Annotated in this window: 17 protein-coding genes; 6 read left to right on the forward strand and 11 right to left on the reverse strand. The window is 57.6% G+C overall.

Going from position 1 to position 16,071, the window contains the following annotated elements; all coding sequences use genetic code 11:
- Positions 1 to 143 precede the first annotated feature (143 nt).
- A complete protein-coding gene (locus LB543_RS32535) occupies positions 144 to 407 on the reverse strand; it encodes a hypothetical protein (RefSeq protein ID WP_140764539.1) in 264 nt (87 codons plus the stop codon).
- Positions 407 to 706 (reverse strand): hypothetical protein, encoded by a 300-nt coding sequence (locus LB543_RS32540; RefSeq protein WP_140813705.1) that lies wholly within the window; start codon positions 704 to 706, stop codon positions 407 to 409. Before LB543_RS32540 ends, LB543_RS32535 begins: the two co-directional genes overlap by 1 nt.
- 106 nt (positions 707 to 812) lie before the next feature.
- Here LB543_RS32540 and LB543_RS32545 point away from each other — a divergent pair, with 106 nt between their 5' ends.
- The 4 genes from LB543_RS32545 to LB543_RS32560 all read left to right on the forward strand — a co-directional run bounded on the left by LB543_RS32545 (position 813) and on the right by LB543_RS32560 (position 3,615).
- Positions 813 to 1,037 (forward strand): hypothetical protein, encoded by a 225-nt coding sequence (locus tag LB543_RS32545; RefSeq protein WP_140764533.1) that lies wholly within the window; start codon positions 813 to 815, stop codon positions 1,035 to 1,037.
- Complete coding sequence (locus tag LB543_RS32550; protein WP_140764531.1) at positions 1,037 to 1,498, forward strand: hypothetical protein; 462 nt, start codon at positions 1,037 to 1,039, stop codon at positions 1,496 to 1,498. Before LB543_RS32545 ends, LB543_RS32550 begins: the two co-directional genes overlap by 1 nt.
- A 14-nt stretch (positions 1,499 to 1,512) precedes the next feature.
- Entirely contained in the window at positions 1,513 to 1,854 is a 342-nt protein-coding gene (locus LB543_RS32555; protein WP_140813704.1) for a hypothetical protein, read from the forward strand.
- A gap of 108 nt (positions 1,855 to 1,962) precedes the next feature.
- Positions 1,963 to 3,615, forward strand: a complete 1,653-nt coding sequence (locus tag LB543_RS32560; protein ID WP_140813703.1) for a glycosyltransferase family 2 protein — start codon at positions 1,963 to 1,965, stop codon at positions 3,613 to 3,615.
- Positions 3,616 to 3,657: 42 nt separating this feature from the next.
- On the opposite strand, the gene LB543_RS32565 is transcribed toward LB543_RS32560, so the two are convergent.
- Both LB543_RS32565 and LB543_RS32570 read right to left on the reverse strand, forming a co-directional pair.
- Positions 3,658 to 4,650 carry a polysaccharide deacetylase family protein gene (locus LB543_RS32565; RefSeq protein WP_181183106.1) on the reverse strand — a complete coding sequence of 331 codons (993 nt, stop codon included), beginning with the start codon at positions 4,648 to 4,650 and terminating at the stop codon, positions 3,658 to 3,660.
- 4 nt (positions 4,651 to 4,654) lie between these two features.
- Positions 4,655 to 5,293, reverse strand: a complete 639-nt coding sequence (locus tag LB543_RS32570) for a class I SAM-dependent methyltransferase (protein WP_181183105.1) — start codon at positions 5,291 to 5,293, stop codon at positions 4,655 to 4,657.
- Positions 5,294 to 5,941: 648 nt separating this feature from the next.
- Between LB543_RS32570 and LB543_RS34260 the strand changes: the two genes are divergently transcribed.
- Entirely contained in the window at positions 5,942 to 6,853 is a 912-nt protein-coding gene (locus LB543_RS34260; protein ID WP_411908806.1) for a glycosyltransferase, read from the forward strand.
- Here the strand turns inward: LB543_RS34260 and LB543_RS32580 are convergent.
- From LB543_RS32580 to LB543_RS32605, 6 genes are all read right to left on the reverse strand, one after another.
- Positions 6,829 to 8,076, reverse strand: coding sequence for an ABC transporter ATP-binding protein (locus LB543_RS32580; protein ID WP_140765619.1), 1,248 nt, complete (start codon positions 8,074 to 8,076; stop codon positions 6,829 to 6,831). The genes LB543_RS34260 and LB543_RS32580 overlap by 25 nt on opposite strands.
- 14 nt (positions 8,077 to 8,090) lie before the next feature.
- The gene (locus LB543_RS32585; protein ID WP_140813700.1) at positions 8,091 to 8,924 is read right to left on the reverse strand and encodes an ABC transporter permease; all 834 of its coding nucleotides are present in this window, start codon (positions 8,922 to 8,924) and stop codon (positions 8,091 to 8,093) included.
- A 605-nt stretch (positions 8,925 to 9,529) separates the two neighbouring features.
- Positions 9,530 to 9,676, reverse strand: coding sequence for a plasmid partitioning protein RepB C-terminal domain-containing protein (locus tag LB543_RS32590; protein WP_246682680.1), 147 nt, complete (start codon positions 9,674 to 9,676; stop codon positions 9,530 to 9,532).
- Positions 9,677 to 9,729: 53 nt separating this feature from the next.
- Positions 9,730 to 9,975: a helix-turn-helix domain-containing protein gene (locus tag LB543_RS34265; protein ID WP_181183103.1), complete on the reverse strand. Its 246-nt coding sequence runs from the start codon at positions 9,973 to 9,975 to the stop codon at positions 9,730 to 9,732.
- 550 nt (positions 9,976 to 10,525) lie between these two features.
- Positions 10,526 to 11,098 (reverse strand): TMEM175 family protein, encoded by a 573-nt coding sequence (locus tag LB543_RS32600; RefSeq protein WP_140813699.1) that lies wholly within the window; start codon positions 11,096 to 11,098, stop codon positions 10,526 to 10,528.
- 1,633 nt (positions 11,099 to 12,731) lie between these two features.
- On the reverse strand, positions 12,732 to 13,046 hold the full coding sequence (locus LB543_RS32605) for a DUF982 domain-containing protein (RefSeq protein ID WP_140813696.1): 315 nt from the start codon (positions 13,044 to 13,046) through the stop codon (positions 12,732 to 12,734).
- A 1,691-nt stretch (positions 13,047 to 14,737) separates the two neighbouring features.
- Between LB543_RS32605 and LB543_RS32610 the strand changes: the two genes are divergently transcribed.
- Entirely contained in the window at positions 14,738 to 15,220 is a 483-nt protein-coding gene (locus LB543_RS32610) for a low affinity iron permease family protein (protein ID WP_140813695.1), read from the forward strand.
- A 104-nt stretch (positions 15,221 to 15,324) separates the two neighbouring features.
- Here LB543_RS32610 and LB543_RS32615 read toward each other — a convergent pair whose 3' ends face one another.
- Positions 15,325 to 15,765, reverse strand: a complete 441-nt coding sequence (locus LB543_RS32615) for an ion channel (protein WP_140813694.1) — start codon at positions 15,763 to 15,765, stop codon at positions 15,325 to 15,327.
- Positions 15,766 to 16,071 lie beyond the last annotated feature (306 nt).

Raw genomic sequence — 16,071 nt, forward strand, 5'->3', positions numbered from 1 at the left:
GGTGGACAAGGACCATTTCATCAAGATCGAGCCGGACGAGATCAAGAAACTCAAGTTGACATCGGCGCACACGCTCGGCCGCTTTCGGCCGGGGCGCTCTCAGTGGAGACTATGCGACCCGAAAGCTCGTGACACGGCGGCGCCTATTCCATGTCTGGGACATCGCCACTGACGAACAGCGTTGTGGGCGGACCGTAATCGCCTAATGCAGGGTCGGCATCTCGGCTCCACGCGATCACGCCGCCATGCGTCGAAGCGAGCGCCTTGGCTGTCCTGATCGCGCGCTCCTCGCTTTGCTGATCAGTCGGGCCATAGGCCGTGAACAGTTCGCCATCTTCGCCGCGGTCGAAGGCCACGACAACGATGAGTTTCGGCTTTTTCTGGGAAGGCAGGCCGTGGTCGGACATCAATCCACCAACTCAAGGAATTGATAGTTCTCCGGCGCCGCATCACTTGGCCAGTCAGCGCAGCACGCCATGATTGCCGCCTTGTTGGCGCCCATCCAGATCGCCGCCGCCACATCCTCGTCCTCCGTGGGTGCTTCATCATCGTCAAAGCTGGAATCGTCCCAGTTTTCGAGCGCGAACATCCCATCCGTTGCCTCTTCAGCGGATATTCCCGCTGCGGCAAGGACAGCTTTGGCCGCTTCGATGCCGCGGTGCTTCTCTTCCGGCGAAGCGCCTTTGATTTCCAGCTGAAGCCTCATAACTCGCCTCCCGCGGCCAATCTGGTCAACAGTGAACGAAATGAGAACAAAAAGTCAAGAGCGGCCTTGACGAGGCAGGAATATGTTCCTTATTCCTGAAAGACATATGAGCAGGAAAGGCTATGGGAAAGCGCCAGAACGCCCGGGCGGCGAAGCTATGTCGGAGTTGGAAACCGCGGCGCAGCCGGCCATCGCCGCAGCCGGCGGCGACTCCGTACTCGCACTGCTGCACGTTCTATCCAGGAACACTGAACTCGAGCGTGAGCTCGCGCTGTCGCGCGCGGCAGTTTCCAACGGCTTCTCTCGCGGCTGGCACAAGGGACGGACCTGATGGCGAATCCGGCCGAGGACAATTTCCGCATCGAAGTCTGGGACAGGGAGGAAAAGACCCATCTCGAAACGATTTCAACGTCCCCGGATGCGACAGTCAGCCAAGCCGCCTGGCAGGCTGCAATTCGCCGTCGACCCGGCACGCTGCTGATCCACTACAACAGCCGGCATGTCATGGAAAAAATCTTGACGCCTGGGGAGGTGAAGATCCCGCCACGGGCAATTGTTGACGGAAGCATTCATGCCGGTCTGGACGTCTCCCTCGGGGACTTACGCGAATGGCACAAGCTGCGGGCGTGGTGCAAGACTTGCTCCCATCACGCCGAGGTGAAGGCGGCTGCGCTGATCGGGCGATACGGGAAGGACGCGCTATTCAGTACCGTTGAGCGGGCGCTTCTCTGCACGAGCTGCGATCGAGGTGGCCCGGTGAGACTGGAAATACACAGACTTCCCCGGAACTGAGAGGATGTTCAAAATTGCACGATCTGATCACTTTCTTCCAGACCAATGCGGCTCTGGTGATCGCTAACCCTATAGCCTTTATGACTTTCGCAGCTCTTTTTGGAGGCGGAGGGTTCATCGTTGGCCGCTACTTTTTGACAGAGCGCATCGCAAACTTGGAAAGCCGCATCGCGAGGCGTGATGACGAAATCGAAGCCCTGAAAATTGGACGTAAGCGGAAGATTGAAGAGCCGTCACTGATCCCAATAAAAGGCACTTCGGCAATTGACAACGATGCAACGCCGTTGTTGGGAAAATGGCCGGATCGGCGCCGGTCAGGAACACTGTCTGCACCACCACGTCAACGACGCGGCTAACCATCTGGTTGTTTAGGCTCGGTCGCCCTTAAATTCTGAAGCGATCGATTGACGGCGCACTCTCCCTACCGGGCCTGCTAAAGCAGGTCGTTGCTGCGGAAGCTGACGGTGTCGGCTGCCTTTTTCCATCTTGAACCGCCCCCAGAAAAAGTTAACATTCTACCGCTTGGTTGCCGCCGCGAAGGCGCGCTCACCATCCTGTTCGCGATCCTCGAAAGGTCACGAAGCACCTGGATGCCTTTGGACAGGACCACTATGCCGCAGGTTTCCATAGTCATCCCCGTCCACAATCAACCCATGCTAATCCTCGAAGCAGTGGCTTCACTTAAGGCGCAATCCGTCGCCGACTGGGAAGCCATTCTCGTTGACGATGGGTCTACCGATGAAACACCCGCCGTGCTTCAGAATCTCGCGTCCCAAGACGCCAGAATTTCGGTCTGGTTGCAGACGCAGCAAGGTGCTGCTTCGGCCAGAAACACGGGAGCGGCAAAAGCAAAGGCAGATTGGCTGCTTTTTCTCGACAGCGACGACTGGCTTGCTCCTAATGCCCTTGGCTCGCTATTGCGCGCTGCCGGCCAGGATGTGCACCTTGTGCACGCCTTAGGCCTTCGCGTGTGCGGGGACCACAGCCAGGATCCATCGCAGGTGCACCTTCCCGGGGGCGACTTATTCCATCGCCTTGCATCAACGGCCACGTTTATGGTCCACGCATGCATTTTGAAAAACTCGACCTTTCACGAGCTTGGCGGTTTTGATGAAACATTGATGGGCTGCGCAGACTGGGATCTCTGGCAACGTGTCATCCGGTCTGGCGCCCGCTGCATGGGCGTTGATGACTTCGTGGCCTTTTACCGACAAACAGAATCCTCGCTCAGTACCTTCTACGAGCAGGAGTTTCGAGACGGTCTCATCGTCATCGCCCGTGGGCACGGCCCCGATCCCCGAGTTCCCAGACCCCATCCCATGTATGCCGAAGGCGTATCGCCTGCAGAGTTCCCCGCTGCGGCATATCGCTTTGCCAGTTGGCTGGCGGGTCTTGCAGTCGCACGCAAGCACTCAACTCAGGGCATCCTGAGGGGGATGCAAGCTCTTCCTGCCGAGCCCTTGTCAGCTTCTGATATCGGAGCGGCTTTGTTCGACGCCATTCCCATCGGATTAGGCGACTTCAGACCCAATTGGGAAGGCTGCTGGCCTACACTGAAACCTCACCTTCAAGAGTTCATACAGAGAATTGGCACGATTGCCCGCTGTGGGCCTTCTTTCGTGACCGAAGTGCTGGACCATACAGAACGTCTCGCCGCTACCGCTAATGCGTCCGACAGCATCGGCGTTGTTGGAAGTGTGGCCTCGCGGATTGTCCGAATTCCCGGGGCCATTCCGCAGATCGATCTTGGCCCAGATATCAGGTCTTTCATTGCCGTCGTTCGTTCCGATCGAGGCGATGTCGGACAGTTGGAAGTCCTCGTCGACCAGAGTTTCTCCAATGGCCGTGTTAGGGAGATGATCATCGATCGGTACTTGCGAGAAGTATTGTTGAATTACTTAAAAATATTTCCTTTTTCGATAATTTTTGGAACGGCTACTCATTTAGTCGTTCAGAAGGAACTTATCTCAGCTTTGGCTAGGCTTATACGAGAGCGCTCGGTGGGCCCTTTGCTCAAGAAGCAGATCTGCCAAGCTTTGGTGGCGCAGGCTTTCGTGCTTCCGATCGTCGAGACAGGCAAGATCTCGCCCCGACTTGAAGGCCGGCTCACGAGCTGAACAATAACGCTGCGACCGCGCTGCCGAACATGGGCTTGTGCATCAATTTGCCCCGAGATGTCCAACAATGCTCTCGTTTGTCATCATGATCCGCGGCAGCACCAGAGGGAGGTCTGTGTTCGCCACAGTTCTGGGGTAGGCCGACACGGCGCAGACCAGCCCCGACTCTATTGCGCATTCGATGGTCAGGTCGGAATAGTCGCCATAGGGGTAGGCGAATGTGGGACATGGGCGGCACGACAGGTCCTCGCACGTCCGGCGACTTTGTTGGATCTCCTTCAGCTGGATGTGCCGATCCCACAATGGGAGAGAGACGTGGGTTTCTGTGTGACCTGAAATGTCCAAGCGCGACCTTCGCGAGAGCAGTCGGGCTTCATCAATCGTCATAGGTCGGTGGCTGGTTCGAGGCGCCAAGTCACTGCCGACCTGGCGAGCGAGTGATTCGATTGCTTGGTATTGCACATCAAGTGAGACCGGCTTCAGAACTTCCCAAAGCTTGAGATAAGCGTGCTCGCGCGCAGTTCGAGGCGGCTCCTGCATAGCTCGCCACCCTCGGCCCAATTGGTAATCATCGGCGTGTTCACCCAGATCAACATGAGCCTCGCGACCGGCGACGACCATGGAGGCTGGTCCTGCTGCCCTAGGATCGAAGATAACCCGTTCGAGAGCATCGTTCCAGAACTCGTCGGTTTTGCCGAGCATGGACGTTGCCAGAAAGAACGTAGCTGGAAGACCGAGCGTTTCCAGGATAGGCGCCGCGATTAAGGCATTGCACGCGTAGCCGTCGTCGAAAGTAATGGCTGCAGCGTCAGGTGGAAGGCTTCCTTCAATGTGCCTCGATGCGAACTCTAGCAACGGCAGCACACGTCTCGTCTTTCCGAGGTCCAGGACCTGCTTCTCGAAATTGGTTGGCGAAACGGCGAGTTCCCAGGGATCCAAGTCCGTTGCCGCGATGCGATGGTACATCAGGATCACCGGCTTCAAGGCATGGCGACGCAAAACGCCCTGCAGCTTTGTCTTGAGCGTCCAAGCCATCCTATTAGCCCTTTGTGGCGCATATCCCGATGGTGACAGGAAAGTGATGGTCCCGCTCGTGCAGCATTTCTGGCTTGAGCTCTTCCGCGGCAATACCTTCGAGAAAGCATACCGCAGAGCAGACGTTCCCGTAGACAGCAATATGCGTCGAGTTCGCCCCAAAGACATCCGAGAACAATCGGCGAGCTGAAGCTTCCGTCAGCGACCAATACCACGTTTCATATTCCTGATGATGATCAATGGGCGTCAGGCCTGGCACCGTCACAAGCACGGTTCCGCCGCTCTTGAGGAGCCGGAACAGCGCAGAAACGGCCCCCTGCAGATCAAAGATGAGATGCAGGGTTTGGGTCAGTACGATCGCATCGAACTTATCGTTCCACTCTGCGCTCAGGTTCGTGAGGTCGCCGACGATCGTCGCTCGAGTGTTTTCAGGACGCAAGTCGACGATATCACGCTGTGTCGTTTTCGGTCCTCCGAAGCGAGCCGTGTAATCGTCATCGACGACTTCAAGCGTTCTACCGTGGATACTTGACGCGTGTTCCGCCAGAAATCTCTCGATGTAGATCCGATCAATTGGTGTTCCGCGATCATACCCGAAATCTCGGCTGACCGGATCAGTCCGCCCGAAGTCGCCGAAGCGCACCTTTCCGACGCCAGGCGGCCCATATCTCATTAGCCGCCTCAATCGTCTCTTGACAATTTCTGGCAAGATGCGATGGGCAAACATCCTGCATTTTGCGTAGCGAACTCCCCGGGCGCTCTCAGGCATCACATACCGTCGGGTCCTGCCAAGAGGTTTCACGCCTTGGCTTCGCGCTACTGGACTGCGGCTCTAAGCGGTGAGCGGCGTACCTTGGTCATCGACCTAGCTCCAAGATGTGCGAACTCGGCCGATCACGTTTCGACGTGATTTGAAACCGATGTTAGGAGTGTCAGTCGCGGGGCGCAAGACCGTCGTAACCTGGCGAGTGACCGCGCCTTAGGAAAATGGTACGCCCATAGGAAGGCCATGGAAATTCCCACTGTCATTTTGGCTATGCCATAGAGGCCGCCCTGGTCAATTTGCGATGCCGGGGATCAGGATGCAGGCGAGCGCGCGCGAAGCCTCTGTAAATGATACAACACCGATCGACACTCCATAGGGCCTGGGTAAGCTTGTCAGCAGCCCGTCGACAAGTCGCTTGCGCGGCAATTCCAATAGAAGGAGTTCATCTTGAGCGGTAAATTCAAAGTTAGCGTCGTTATTTGTACGTACAATAATTCGTCTGTTCTCGATCGAACTCTGGATCGTTTGGCGCGGCAATACTGCCGTGATCGATCTTGGGAAGTGCTCGTTGTTGACAACAATTGCACAGATGACACCCAGCTTGTTGTTGAGCGCCACAAGAACGCCAAGCGGATAGGACAGCTGAGTGTCGTGAGAGAACGCCAGCAGGGATTGACGCCTGCGCGCCAGCGCGGCGTCAGGGAAACGGCCGGTGAGTGGCTGGCCTTGGTCGACGATGACTGCCTGCTCGATGAAAGCTGGCTGGCGAACGCAATAGCTTTCGCTGATGCACATCCGCGGTGCGGAGCCTTCGGCGGGGTTGTCAGGCCCTACTGGGAGAACGGCGCCGAGCCGCTTCCCAAAGCCGTGGGCTGGACTTTGGCCTGCCAGGACCATGGGCTCGAAGCATGCCGGATTTGGGGGCTGGTCGGAGCCGGGATCGTCCTGCGCCGCGCCGCCCTCGATCAAACAGGCTGGATCGAAACGCCTTTTCTCGCTGACCGCATTGGGCGAAGGCTTGTTTCGGGGGGCGACACGGAGATCAGCCTTCGGATTTCAGCGTGCGGGTGGGATCTATGGTACACGCCCGATTGCGTAATTGATCACATTATCCCCGCCTTCCGGACCACGCCAAGTTACCTAAAACGGCTGGCGTTCGGCCTTGGCATCTCGCAGGTACTTGTGGACGCCTTGGTCTGGGAGAGAGGTTTTGCATCCTGCGTTGGGCAATACGTCCGCTCCGCGTTACGTCAGACGCTTCATGCCGCACACGCCGTGATACTCGATCGGATCAGCGGTCGCGATCGGCGGCCTTCATTCATCAATCTGTATTTCGCCCTAGGAATTTGGGCCGGCATCGGGCGACTAGCCTGCAATCGATCGCTGGTTGGCGCAATAAGTCGTTCTTCCCGTCAAGTTTCGACCTCGAACTTGTAGACGCAGGGGATTAGGCCTTCCGCGGGAAGAACCCTTCCATCAGGTCCGCCCGGCCTAAGGACCTCGACCCGGCAGGCGTGGTGGACGTGATCCAGGATGTCACCTGCAAGGTAGTCACCTGATCTTTGTCCCATCCAGAGTTCGAGGCCGTACGTTCCCGGCAGCAAATGCAACTGATCGATCGTGACAGTCACGCGGTTCTGGCCAGCGCGCAGCCGGCAGGCATTCCCCAGTAATGCTGTATCTGCATTGACCAGTTTCAGGCCCGAAAGGCTATTGATAACCACGGCAAGACTGTCCACGTCGATGTCGTCTTCAGCTTCAATGTCAAGCGTGCAACGGGCCGGCCCATCGGTGCAGATCTGACCCGACGAAGAAGGGTTCCCACTATCGATGGAGATGCCGAGGAAGCGGGCTTTGCCATTGCCGGTCCGAGGTGCCGCGGTAACATCAATTCGATTGCTCGATCCCGCGAAGTCACCCGCCGAGGCGAGATAAGACGTCACGACCTCTCGCGTTTCGCCGAGGGCCTTCACTGATCCGGATTCGAGCCAAAGGCAGCGGGAACACAGCCGATTGACCGTATCCATGTTATGGCTCACCAGAAGCACCGTTCTCCCCCCCTTCGTAACGAGGCTTTCGATCTTGGACAGGGACTTGCGTTGGAAGCGCGAGTCCCCAACCGACAAGACCTCGTCGAGAATGAGAATATCCGGATCGAGGTGGACGGCCACCGCGAAGGCCAAGCGAACGAACATACCACTCGAATAGCGTTTTACAGGTACATCGAGAAAGCGCTCTATCTCAGCGAAGGCGACGATCTCCTCAAAGCGCCTGTCCAGTTCCGCCTTCGACATGCCGAGAATGGCGCCGCTCAGGTAGATATTGTCCCGTCCGGTAAGGTCCCCGTGAAAGCCGGCACCAACCTCGAGCAGGGCGCCCACGCGGCCGCGGATGCGGACTTCTCCCGCCGACGGATCTGTAATGCGCGAGAGAATCTTGAGGAGAGTTGACTTGCCTGCCCCGTTGAGGCCTATGAGGCCGACGACTTCGCCCGCCTCGATCGACAGCGACACGCCGCGAAGTGCCCAGTATTGCGTGCCCTGCGCCTCGGACGCTTCGCCCCGGCCAAGCCACGCTCCGACACTCTCACGCAGCGATGTCGGTCGAGGATGCAAATCGTACCGCTTGGACAGGTTCTTGATCTCGATCGCTGGATTCATGGGATCTGTCTCGGTCAGGCCAAATCGACCGCAGTGCGGGATGCTCTCTCGAAGGCGAGAAGCCCCACCAGAAACAGGCCTAAGCTGATCGCTACCGACACGGCCGACTGAATTGCCGATACAGCTGGGGTATTGAGTGCGAGCGACCTCATGTTCTCGACGATCACGGCAAGGGGGTTGAACCAGGGGAGCCAGCGAAGGTGAGCCGGGAGGCTAGACAACGGCACGAATACCAAGGAGGCGAACATGGCGATCAGGAGCACGTATTGCATGGCGTGGACGAGATCACGATAGCGTGCCGCAAGCGAGGCCACACAAAGGCCTGCCCCCAGCGTGAAAACGACGAGTTCGACGAATAGGACAGGAATGAGGATGATCCGCCAGGAGTGCGATGTCCACACCCCGCTGACGTGGTAAGTGATTAGAACAATTAAGAAAAGGCTAGTCTGAATGGCCAGTGCGACCAGGTTCGACAGACCCACGGCCAACGGAACTGAGCTGCGAGGAAAATAGACCTTCTGGAACAGGTCGGCGTTGTTGACGAATGTGGCCCCGACCGAGCCGAAGGTCTGGGAGAAATAAAACCAAGGCGCGAGGCTGCAGAGATTGAAGAGAAACGGCGGGACGCCTTCCGTCGCGACACCGGCACCGCCGTTTATAGCGACCGACAGGACGATTGCCATCACAATCGGCTGGATGGCGAACCAAAGCGGCCCTAGCATCGTCTGAGCGTATTTGGTGACGAGGTCGCGGCGTACGAGCAGCATGACAAGGTCCCGTGATTGCCACAATTCGCGCCAGTCGATCCACTCCCATCCTGCACGGACTCGAATGCGCGTTTCTTTCACGCTTAGGCCGCCTTACAGCGTGGCATCCGGTCACGCTCGGCGCGACAAGCCTGGTACGCCGACAGAACAGACTGTCCGATCAGCTCGATCACGTCCGCTGTTGCAGCCTGCCATTCGCCTTTAGGAACATAGATGTTACCGCAGCCCATATTCGGGAGTGAGCGGAAATCTTTGAACTCGTTATTCCAAAACAGAATCCCAATTCTTCCCATCAATGTCGGACCCGATGCCCGCACCACCCGAGGTTGGCAGCCTCCACCGGTCGTGCATCCTAGCTTAGCCGAAAGCGACAATGGCCTTCTCAACCTCGTTGATAACCGACCGCTGGTGCGCCCTGGGCGGCGTGAGGCGCAGGCCGCCAACATGTCCTTCGCGAGATCCAATTAGCCTATTTTTCTATCTTGACCAATATGAAAATAGGCAGAGCCCCTTTCCGACCAGTTTGCTGTCCCCACTCGTCATGCGCGTTTCGCTCCCGCCCTGAACGAACAGAAGCGGTCTCGGCACGGCTGAATTTCCGGTTCTGTCGCGAACTGAATGGCAACCTGTTTCCGGCATGAGGACTCTCGATTTTCCGGGAGTTCTCGACGTTCAAGGGCCGCGGCCTAACGCGCGGACTGGTTTGGCTCTGTCATTTTTTGAAATTCTGAAAGTGTTTCCGGGAAATTATGCGCCAGGTATCGGACCACTCGCGCATTTTCCAAAAGTCGGGTGAGATAGCCGGTCGCCACCACCAGATCGAGCGACGACATCCTCGTGTCCAGCATCGATCGCAGTTTCAAGAGCAGCGACCGCACCTATGGCGCTATCCGAACAGAGTTCGGAGCTTCTCCGAAATGGTCACGAAAACTCTTCGAAAGTGCGACGGCGATTCGAAGCCGCAGGCAATGGCAATCTCAAGGATTCGAAGATCGGTGGTGTCTAGCAGCTGACGCGCGCGCGAGAGGCGAAGGTTCAAATAGTGGCGGCTGGGGGTGGTTGATAGATAGCTGTGAAACAGGCGCTCCAGCTGTCGGCGCGATGTACCGATCTTGGTCGCTATCGCGTTCAATAGTTTGCTCGAGATTGCCCTCCATCAGCCGAATGGCCTCGATTAACTTGGCACTGGTTCCGGCCAGTCGCAGACTAGCGGGCATGGCAGGGGAGGAGCCTCCCTCGCGTGCGTGGTCCGTGCTCATGTACCGACAGACGGCGCCTGCCAGCTCAAGACCGGCTTCCTTCTCGATGGTGTCGATCATCATATCGAAGGCCGCGAAGCCGCCAGAGCACGTGACAAAAGCTCCGTCTCTCACGACGAGCGCAGTTTCAACCCTGATGTCATCGAAACGCGGAATTGGCCGGTGAAGGATCGAGTGAATGGACCACTTCGGCATTGTTCGGACGCGCGAGATTGCTAAATGCATAGGCGTCGCAAGAGAGCCCAAGTCGCCTGAAGGGTGGCGTTCAGCGTTAGCAACGATGGAAACCGAGCGAAGCGCCAAGACGGCTATCCTCAGACAAGTGCGGACATGCTCGGAATGGCTCGTTCGGGACGGTCAAGCCTCGATGTGCTCGGCCCCGCCGCCACGCCGCACAATACGCCGGATTCTGGCCGTACCTTGTCAGCCCCGAGCCTGGGGCTTGAGATAGACTGCCAGGCAACAAATACAGATCCCCAGTCCGACGATTGGGTAGTTCAATGCCAGGATAGCTGCGAGCCCAAAAAGGCTGAGCGTAATCACGGCACGCAGGCGCATGAGCCGCCGCACTTCTGGCGACACCTCGTTCTCGGGGATCGGATCAATGAGCTCGCGGATCAACAACAGATATGTCAGGTTAACCAGGAAAAACACGGTCGCATAGAAGGCGACCGGCTGCGGTGCCAACTCACTTACAGCCATCCATGCCGTGGCCAGGGGGAGCAGCGAGACTGAGAACAGATGCGCGAAATTGTACCACATCAAGGACGCCGTGCTCTCTTTCGCGTGGCGCAAGAGATGATGGTGGTTCGCCCAGACGATGGCTATGAAGAGATAACTCACAGCGTAGCTAAGCAAGGTTTCCCACGACGCCAGAAGGGCCTTGAAGGTCGGCACTTCCGGCGGGCGCAAATCCAAAACTAGAACAGTTATCAGAACTGCGAACACGCCATCGGAAAATGCGTTCAGCCGTTCCAGCCCTGATGAAGGTAGCACCTGCGTCCCCCGTTTATTCCTGAGCTAATGTTACCGTGTTCCAAGCGCTGCTCAATAGACCCGCCGGCTTCATCGGTTTGGGACGCCCGCGCTGCCACCGGGACGACGGGCTATGGGAGCTGCCCTGACCTATGCTGAGGGGATCAGATCATTGTATCGGTTGGCCAATTACGGACCATGAGCCATATCGCGAATGCGATCCTGGCCAAAACAGCAAGGTATTCGGGGATGAGCCGAGCAAAGAAGCATAAACGACCGCTTCCAGAAAACGGCAGTTCAGGACTTAGGTTCGGCGGCCATATAGTCACTCCATCCGCAACCAACGCTGTGGTCATTCGTTGACCTACGCTGCTTGATCCCAGCACAGTCTAGAACTTGCCCGCTGCCGAGAGGGGGCGGGGCTTTTTTGCATTTCTTAGCTGGCCCGGCCAACGGGCTCAGGTCCCGGGTAGTTGGCAAGTTGCTGACGGAAAGGACGCAACTCTTCCTCGCCACAAGCGCCCTAAAGCTCTACCGGTCTTGTTTCGGAAGTCCTCCATTACCGACCCCAAAGGCCAGATCACCAGAGATGCAAACCCGATGACAAGCACCTTTGTCGTTGACGTTCACGTCCAGTATTTGGCTGGCGAGCCGAAAGGCCACATCGTTACGGAAGTTCACGACGCGGTTCCTGGCGATCCTGCCGAATAGGCGGCAGTCCTTAGCTAGCCATCGCACTTCGTTTAACGGCGAACGGCAAGGCCGATTTGTCTGATTCGTACCATTTCACTACGCTGGCTTGCGAGCTGCTTCACAAGGGTTACGTTTCGTTTTCGCCATGGAGCATTTGCCATGAATGCCTCGATGAATCGAAAATCCTGATCCAAGCCACCAAGGAAAAGCACGCCAGCTGGCTTGTGGACAAAACCGGCATCACCCTCAGCCAAGCACGCGAGCTTATCGACTTGCTCGGGCTAGGCAGTCTGCCATCGCTGGTGCGCGAAGCGCTCTTGCTGGCGAAAAGGTAGCCGAAGGCTGCTTGGTGCGTTTGACCGCACTTATCTGGGGCGTGCTGCGAGGGGGGTGAACGGCTGGGAACCAAACCGTCATTGGCCTGTTATCTCCGCAACGAGGAGATGTTCCCTCAACTCCTAGCGAAATGGCCCGCTGCACTCTCCCAAGACAGCGGGCTTTCCTAATGTTGGAACCCGAGCTCTCGACCTTGTTTATGGATTGAAAAAAGGAGGCGCATGTGGAACCAAAGTCATCACGCGATGTGCCAGGTCCAGGGCCCAGAAAGGACAAAGGCCGGGACACCCGGGAAGCCGTCGTCAAAACGCCCGAGAAGACGAACGGCTGGGACCGTGATGCCGTGCACGGAAATGGCGACACGATCGACATTCAGCCTGAGCCGGGCGTGGAGTCGAAATAGCCGCCCCGGCACGCTGCCGAACGCGGCAGGTTTTTTGCTATGCGCGGGGACAGCCTGAACAAATGCGAACGCAGCGCTCTCCCGATGTTCCTTTGCGCTGTTGGCCAAGTGCAAACTTGGTCGGCCCGCGCTTTTCCACCGAGGGGCACGGGCGGCTTGCAGTTGCAGGGCTGGACGCGCTGCGGCGCTTGCTGCTCAAACCGAGTACGGCGGCTGGCGATCCTAGCCGTAGATCGAGCTTGTCAGCGCGTCTAGGAGGCTGAGGCCCTTGCTTGGCTGGCCTGAAACAACCATGTCCTGATCTCTTGCGGCTTTGACAAAGGCCTCGAACGCGATGGATTGCCGGCAAGTGCCTGCCTGAGCCTCATCGAGCAAACGCAACGCCTGTCGATAGGAATGCATTTCCTTGTTCTTCCACGCCCCATTCATTGCCGCTCTGGCTTCGGCCACCGACGAGATGGCACTGGTTTCGAAGTTCACAAACTTAATCTGCACAGGTAGGAAAGCAGCCAAGATCAACCCCTCTTTCACGGTCACAAGGTCTTCAAAACTTCAGAGAGTGAGATTGGTTGCAGTCGCTTCGAATTTTATTACAGAACGGCCCTTGCTCGGCGCCGAACTGGTGTCGCAGGCGGCTGACCAGACTCGCTTGAGCAAGGCAAATTTTGCCGCCGCGCAGGTAAAGCGAGGAGCACCGCCATGAAGAAAACCTACGGGAAGCCTGTTCTGACCAGGCGTGAGCGTTTGTCCGCTGTTACGGCCGCGATCCCGCCGTCGGTTATCATCCTCACTTCGCCCGGCTAACGAGTCGCGTTGCTACGAAGAGGCCCGCTGGCTCCGGCCGGCGGGCTTTTTGCTTTTCAGGAGCGTTTGAGGCTTCGGAATTCAGCCGCTCATGCCTCGGCTGCTCGTGCCCGATCACCTGACGCAGATCGTGCACGTCCATCGACTGTCCGCAGATGTTGCACTTATAGAAATTGGTCACCCTCGTCGGAGAGCTCCTGCGGCTTGCGCTTGATGGACGGTCTGAAAGCTTCGTCATGGGGCCTGGCTTATCTAATCACCTGCTCGACAGGATTTGACCCTGCAGTGTCCGAGCTGCAGAGCCAAGCTGGTTAGGGAGGGCTCCTGGGTAAAGTCCCTTGCGATATTCACATGCGAGCGATGCGGTCAGAAGGTACTTCCAGCGAGAAGCTTGAGATTTTTAGGCTGGGCGCCTCCAACTGAGTGGGCCGGACTTAAGCGGAACTTAATATGCGCGGCCGGCTTGTTTAGGCATGAGCACGCGCGGAGTCGATTTTCTTGACAAGTGGCCAGGCAGCAACCTGTCTGGGCTTGCCAGTTCAAACGTGATTTCGGTTGCGGAGGCTATTCAGGAGCTCTTTGCCGACGCGAAGGCAGTTGGGATCAGCAGCACCGAATCGAGGAAGAGATTGGCAGCGTTTATGAAGCGATGTTCGACGCCATCGTGCACCATGACGCTGGGTTCCCGGATTGGCGCTCAATCCCGAGTTGGCGGAAATAGGCGCTGCATCGTCTTCTGCCGAACTGCCGTCTTGCAGGAAATCTAGATTTGTGACGTATGAAACCGAACACAACGACCCTCGAACGCGCGTTTGAACTGGCCCGGTCTGGCAAGCTAAGCGATGTGGAAAGCCTCCGTCGTCAGCTGAAATCGGAGGGTTACGACTTGAGCCAGTTACAAGGCCGTTCCCTCGTCAGGCAGTTGAGGACAGTCTTAAAGTCCTCGGCACCCCTGTCTCAGAGACCAAGGCTCGGTAGGCGCCGTTTGAGCGATTGATCAAGCCGGCGCGATCACAGATATCAAGCGCGCCACCTAATGGAACCGTTTCGTGCCGATGCGCATTGACGGTCGAGTTCAACGGAGGGTAGCGCTGTGTCCATCATCGGTAGCATCACCGGCATTTTCTCTTCGAACGAGGAAGCCGCGAAGAAGGTGCCTGCGAAGAAGCCCGCCCGTAAGAAGGCTACAAAGAAAGCAGCGACTGCGAAGGCGAGCGCGGCAAAAAAAACTGGAGCTGCACCCGCTATGGCAGCCCACTCAAAGGACTCTGCTTCCAGGGCTAAATCTAGTCAGCCCAAATCGGCCGCTAAGAAAAATGCGGCTGGCCGTTGAGGCAAAAGAACCCCGCTTCTGAACTGACCCCGTAAAGTTGGACACAACGTTCGGGGGTCAGTTCATTCGGCGGTTGGGCCGGGGGCGGTGAATAGAAAAGACATTCGGAAGGATCGCTGACGCTGTCGCTCGCGGGGCAGGCCGGCCGATCACCTTCACCCTTTGCATGGCTTTGATCGCGGTCTGGGGTTTCTCTGGCCCTTTCCTCGGTTTTTCGGAAACCTGGCAGCTCATCATCAACACCTCGACGACGATTGTCACCTTCCTGATGGTTTTCCTGATCCAGAATACGCAGAATCGAGATGGGGCAGCGGTCCAGGCAAAGCTTGACGAGCTGGTGCGCGTGAGTACGGGCGAGAACAGCTTCATCGGGATAGACCATTTAGCGGCGGCCGAAGTCGAAGACATCCGGTCTACCTCTAAGGCCGCAGTTGCCCGCGCTCAATCACCGGAAACCGGCAGGCAAAGTGGGGAAGGCGGAAGGAAAGATAACGTCGCCAACGGCAAGCTCGAAACACCTCACAATCCCAAGAGAAACGGCACCAAAGCCGCTCGCCATTCATGGGCTGACTGAATTCCTGCTGGCGACGTCATTCCTCCTGCAGCCAGGGTTGATCAAGGACACCGCGGATTGGTTGTTGCCTCCCGATCGAATCCGACCGCGACGCTTTCCGCTCTCTACCTCCTCTTCCAAAAATTCTCCATGGAGAGGTAAGTGAACGAGGCCGTCCAGCTTAATAGCACCAGACCGGTGAGCGCCTCAGAGGAGGCAATCAGTCGCATCGGACCCTCGGCCCTGATGTCACCGACGCCCAGCGTTGTATAGTTGGTGATGGAGAAATACAGGAAGTCGATCCAGCCATCGGGGATTTTGCCGACGATTTCGCCCAATAGCCCGTAGCTATGGAGGCCCCAGAAGACGAAACCGTAGAATGTAATCTCGACAGTATGCGCGGCAAGCGCTCCAAAGATAACGATCAGCAATCGTCCTCGGCTCGGAAATCCGCCGACCTCGGCTGACCGGGCAGAGCTTGCGACCATTTTGAAGGCCTCGTAGTGGACGAGAACGCACGCGATTGCCAGAACGAGCGATACGAGACTGACTGCGATGACGTTCATGATGATGCACCGTCTGAGTAAGGCTTCGTGTTGATCGCGCGAATCGGTGCTTTTGAGAAGATCTGATTTCTGCGGTGCGGGCTGATTGCCTCGTCCGACTCGCCCCCACGCCGCCGACAAACTCGTCGACCGCCGGCGAGCGTGCTGGTTTCGTTGGGAATTCGAGGATCGTCGCGGGCTCCCAGGCACTCCATGCCAGAAGACCTGACTCTACATGCCCAGTCGGCAAAGTGCGGAAGATCCGTCGACAGGCGTGGCCCGCGCCCCAGAAGGCGCGGGCCGGCCAAGCTGCCCGCGTGGCCAGCA

Origin of the sequence: Mesorhizobium sp. ESP7-2 (assembly GCF_020164715.1) — a bacterium.
Taxonomy (GTDB): Bacteria; Pseudomonadota; Alphaproteobacteria; order Rhizobiales; family Rhizobiaceae; genus Mesorhizobium.

Coding starts and splice junctions, on each gene's coding strand:
- LB543_RS32535 (WP_140764539.1), bottom strand. CDS start 407: ATGTCCGACCACGGCCTGCCTTCCCAGAAAAAGCCGAAACTCATCGTT.
- LB543_RS32540 (WP_140813705.1), bottom strand. CDS start 706: ATGAGGCTTCAGCTGGAAATCAAAGGCGCTTCGCCGGAAGAGAAGCAC.
- LB543_RS32545 (WP_140764533.1), top strand. CDS start 813: ATGAGCAGGAAAGGCTATGGGAAAGCGCCAGAACGCCCGGGCGGCGAA.
- LB543_RS32550 (WP_140764531.1), top strand. CDS start 1,037: ATGGCGAATCCGGCCGAGGACAATTTCCGCATCGAAGTCTGGGACAGG.
- LB543_RS32565 (WP_181183106.1), bottom strand. CDS start 4,650: ATGGCTTGGACGCTCAAGACAAAGCTGCAGGGCGTTTTGCGTCGCCAT.
- LB543_RS32580 (WP_140765619.1), bottom strand. CDS start 8,076: ATGAATCCAGCGATCGAGATCAAGAACCTGTCCAAGCGGTACGATTTG.
- LB543_RS32590 (WP_246682680.1), bottom strand. CDS start 9,676: ATGTCGTCGCTCGATCTGGTGGTGGCGACCGGCTATCTCACCCGACTT.
- LB543_RS32615 (WP_140813694.1), bottom strand. CDS start 15,765: ATGAACGTCATCGCAGTCAGTCTCGTATCGCTCGTTCTGGCAATCGCG.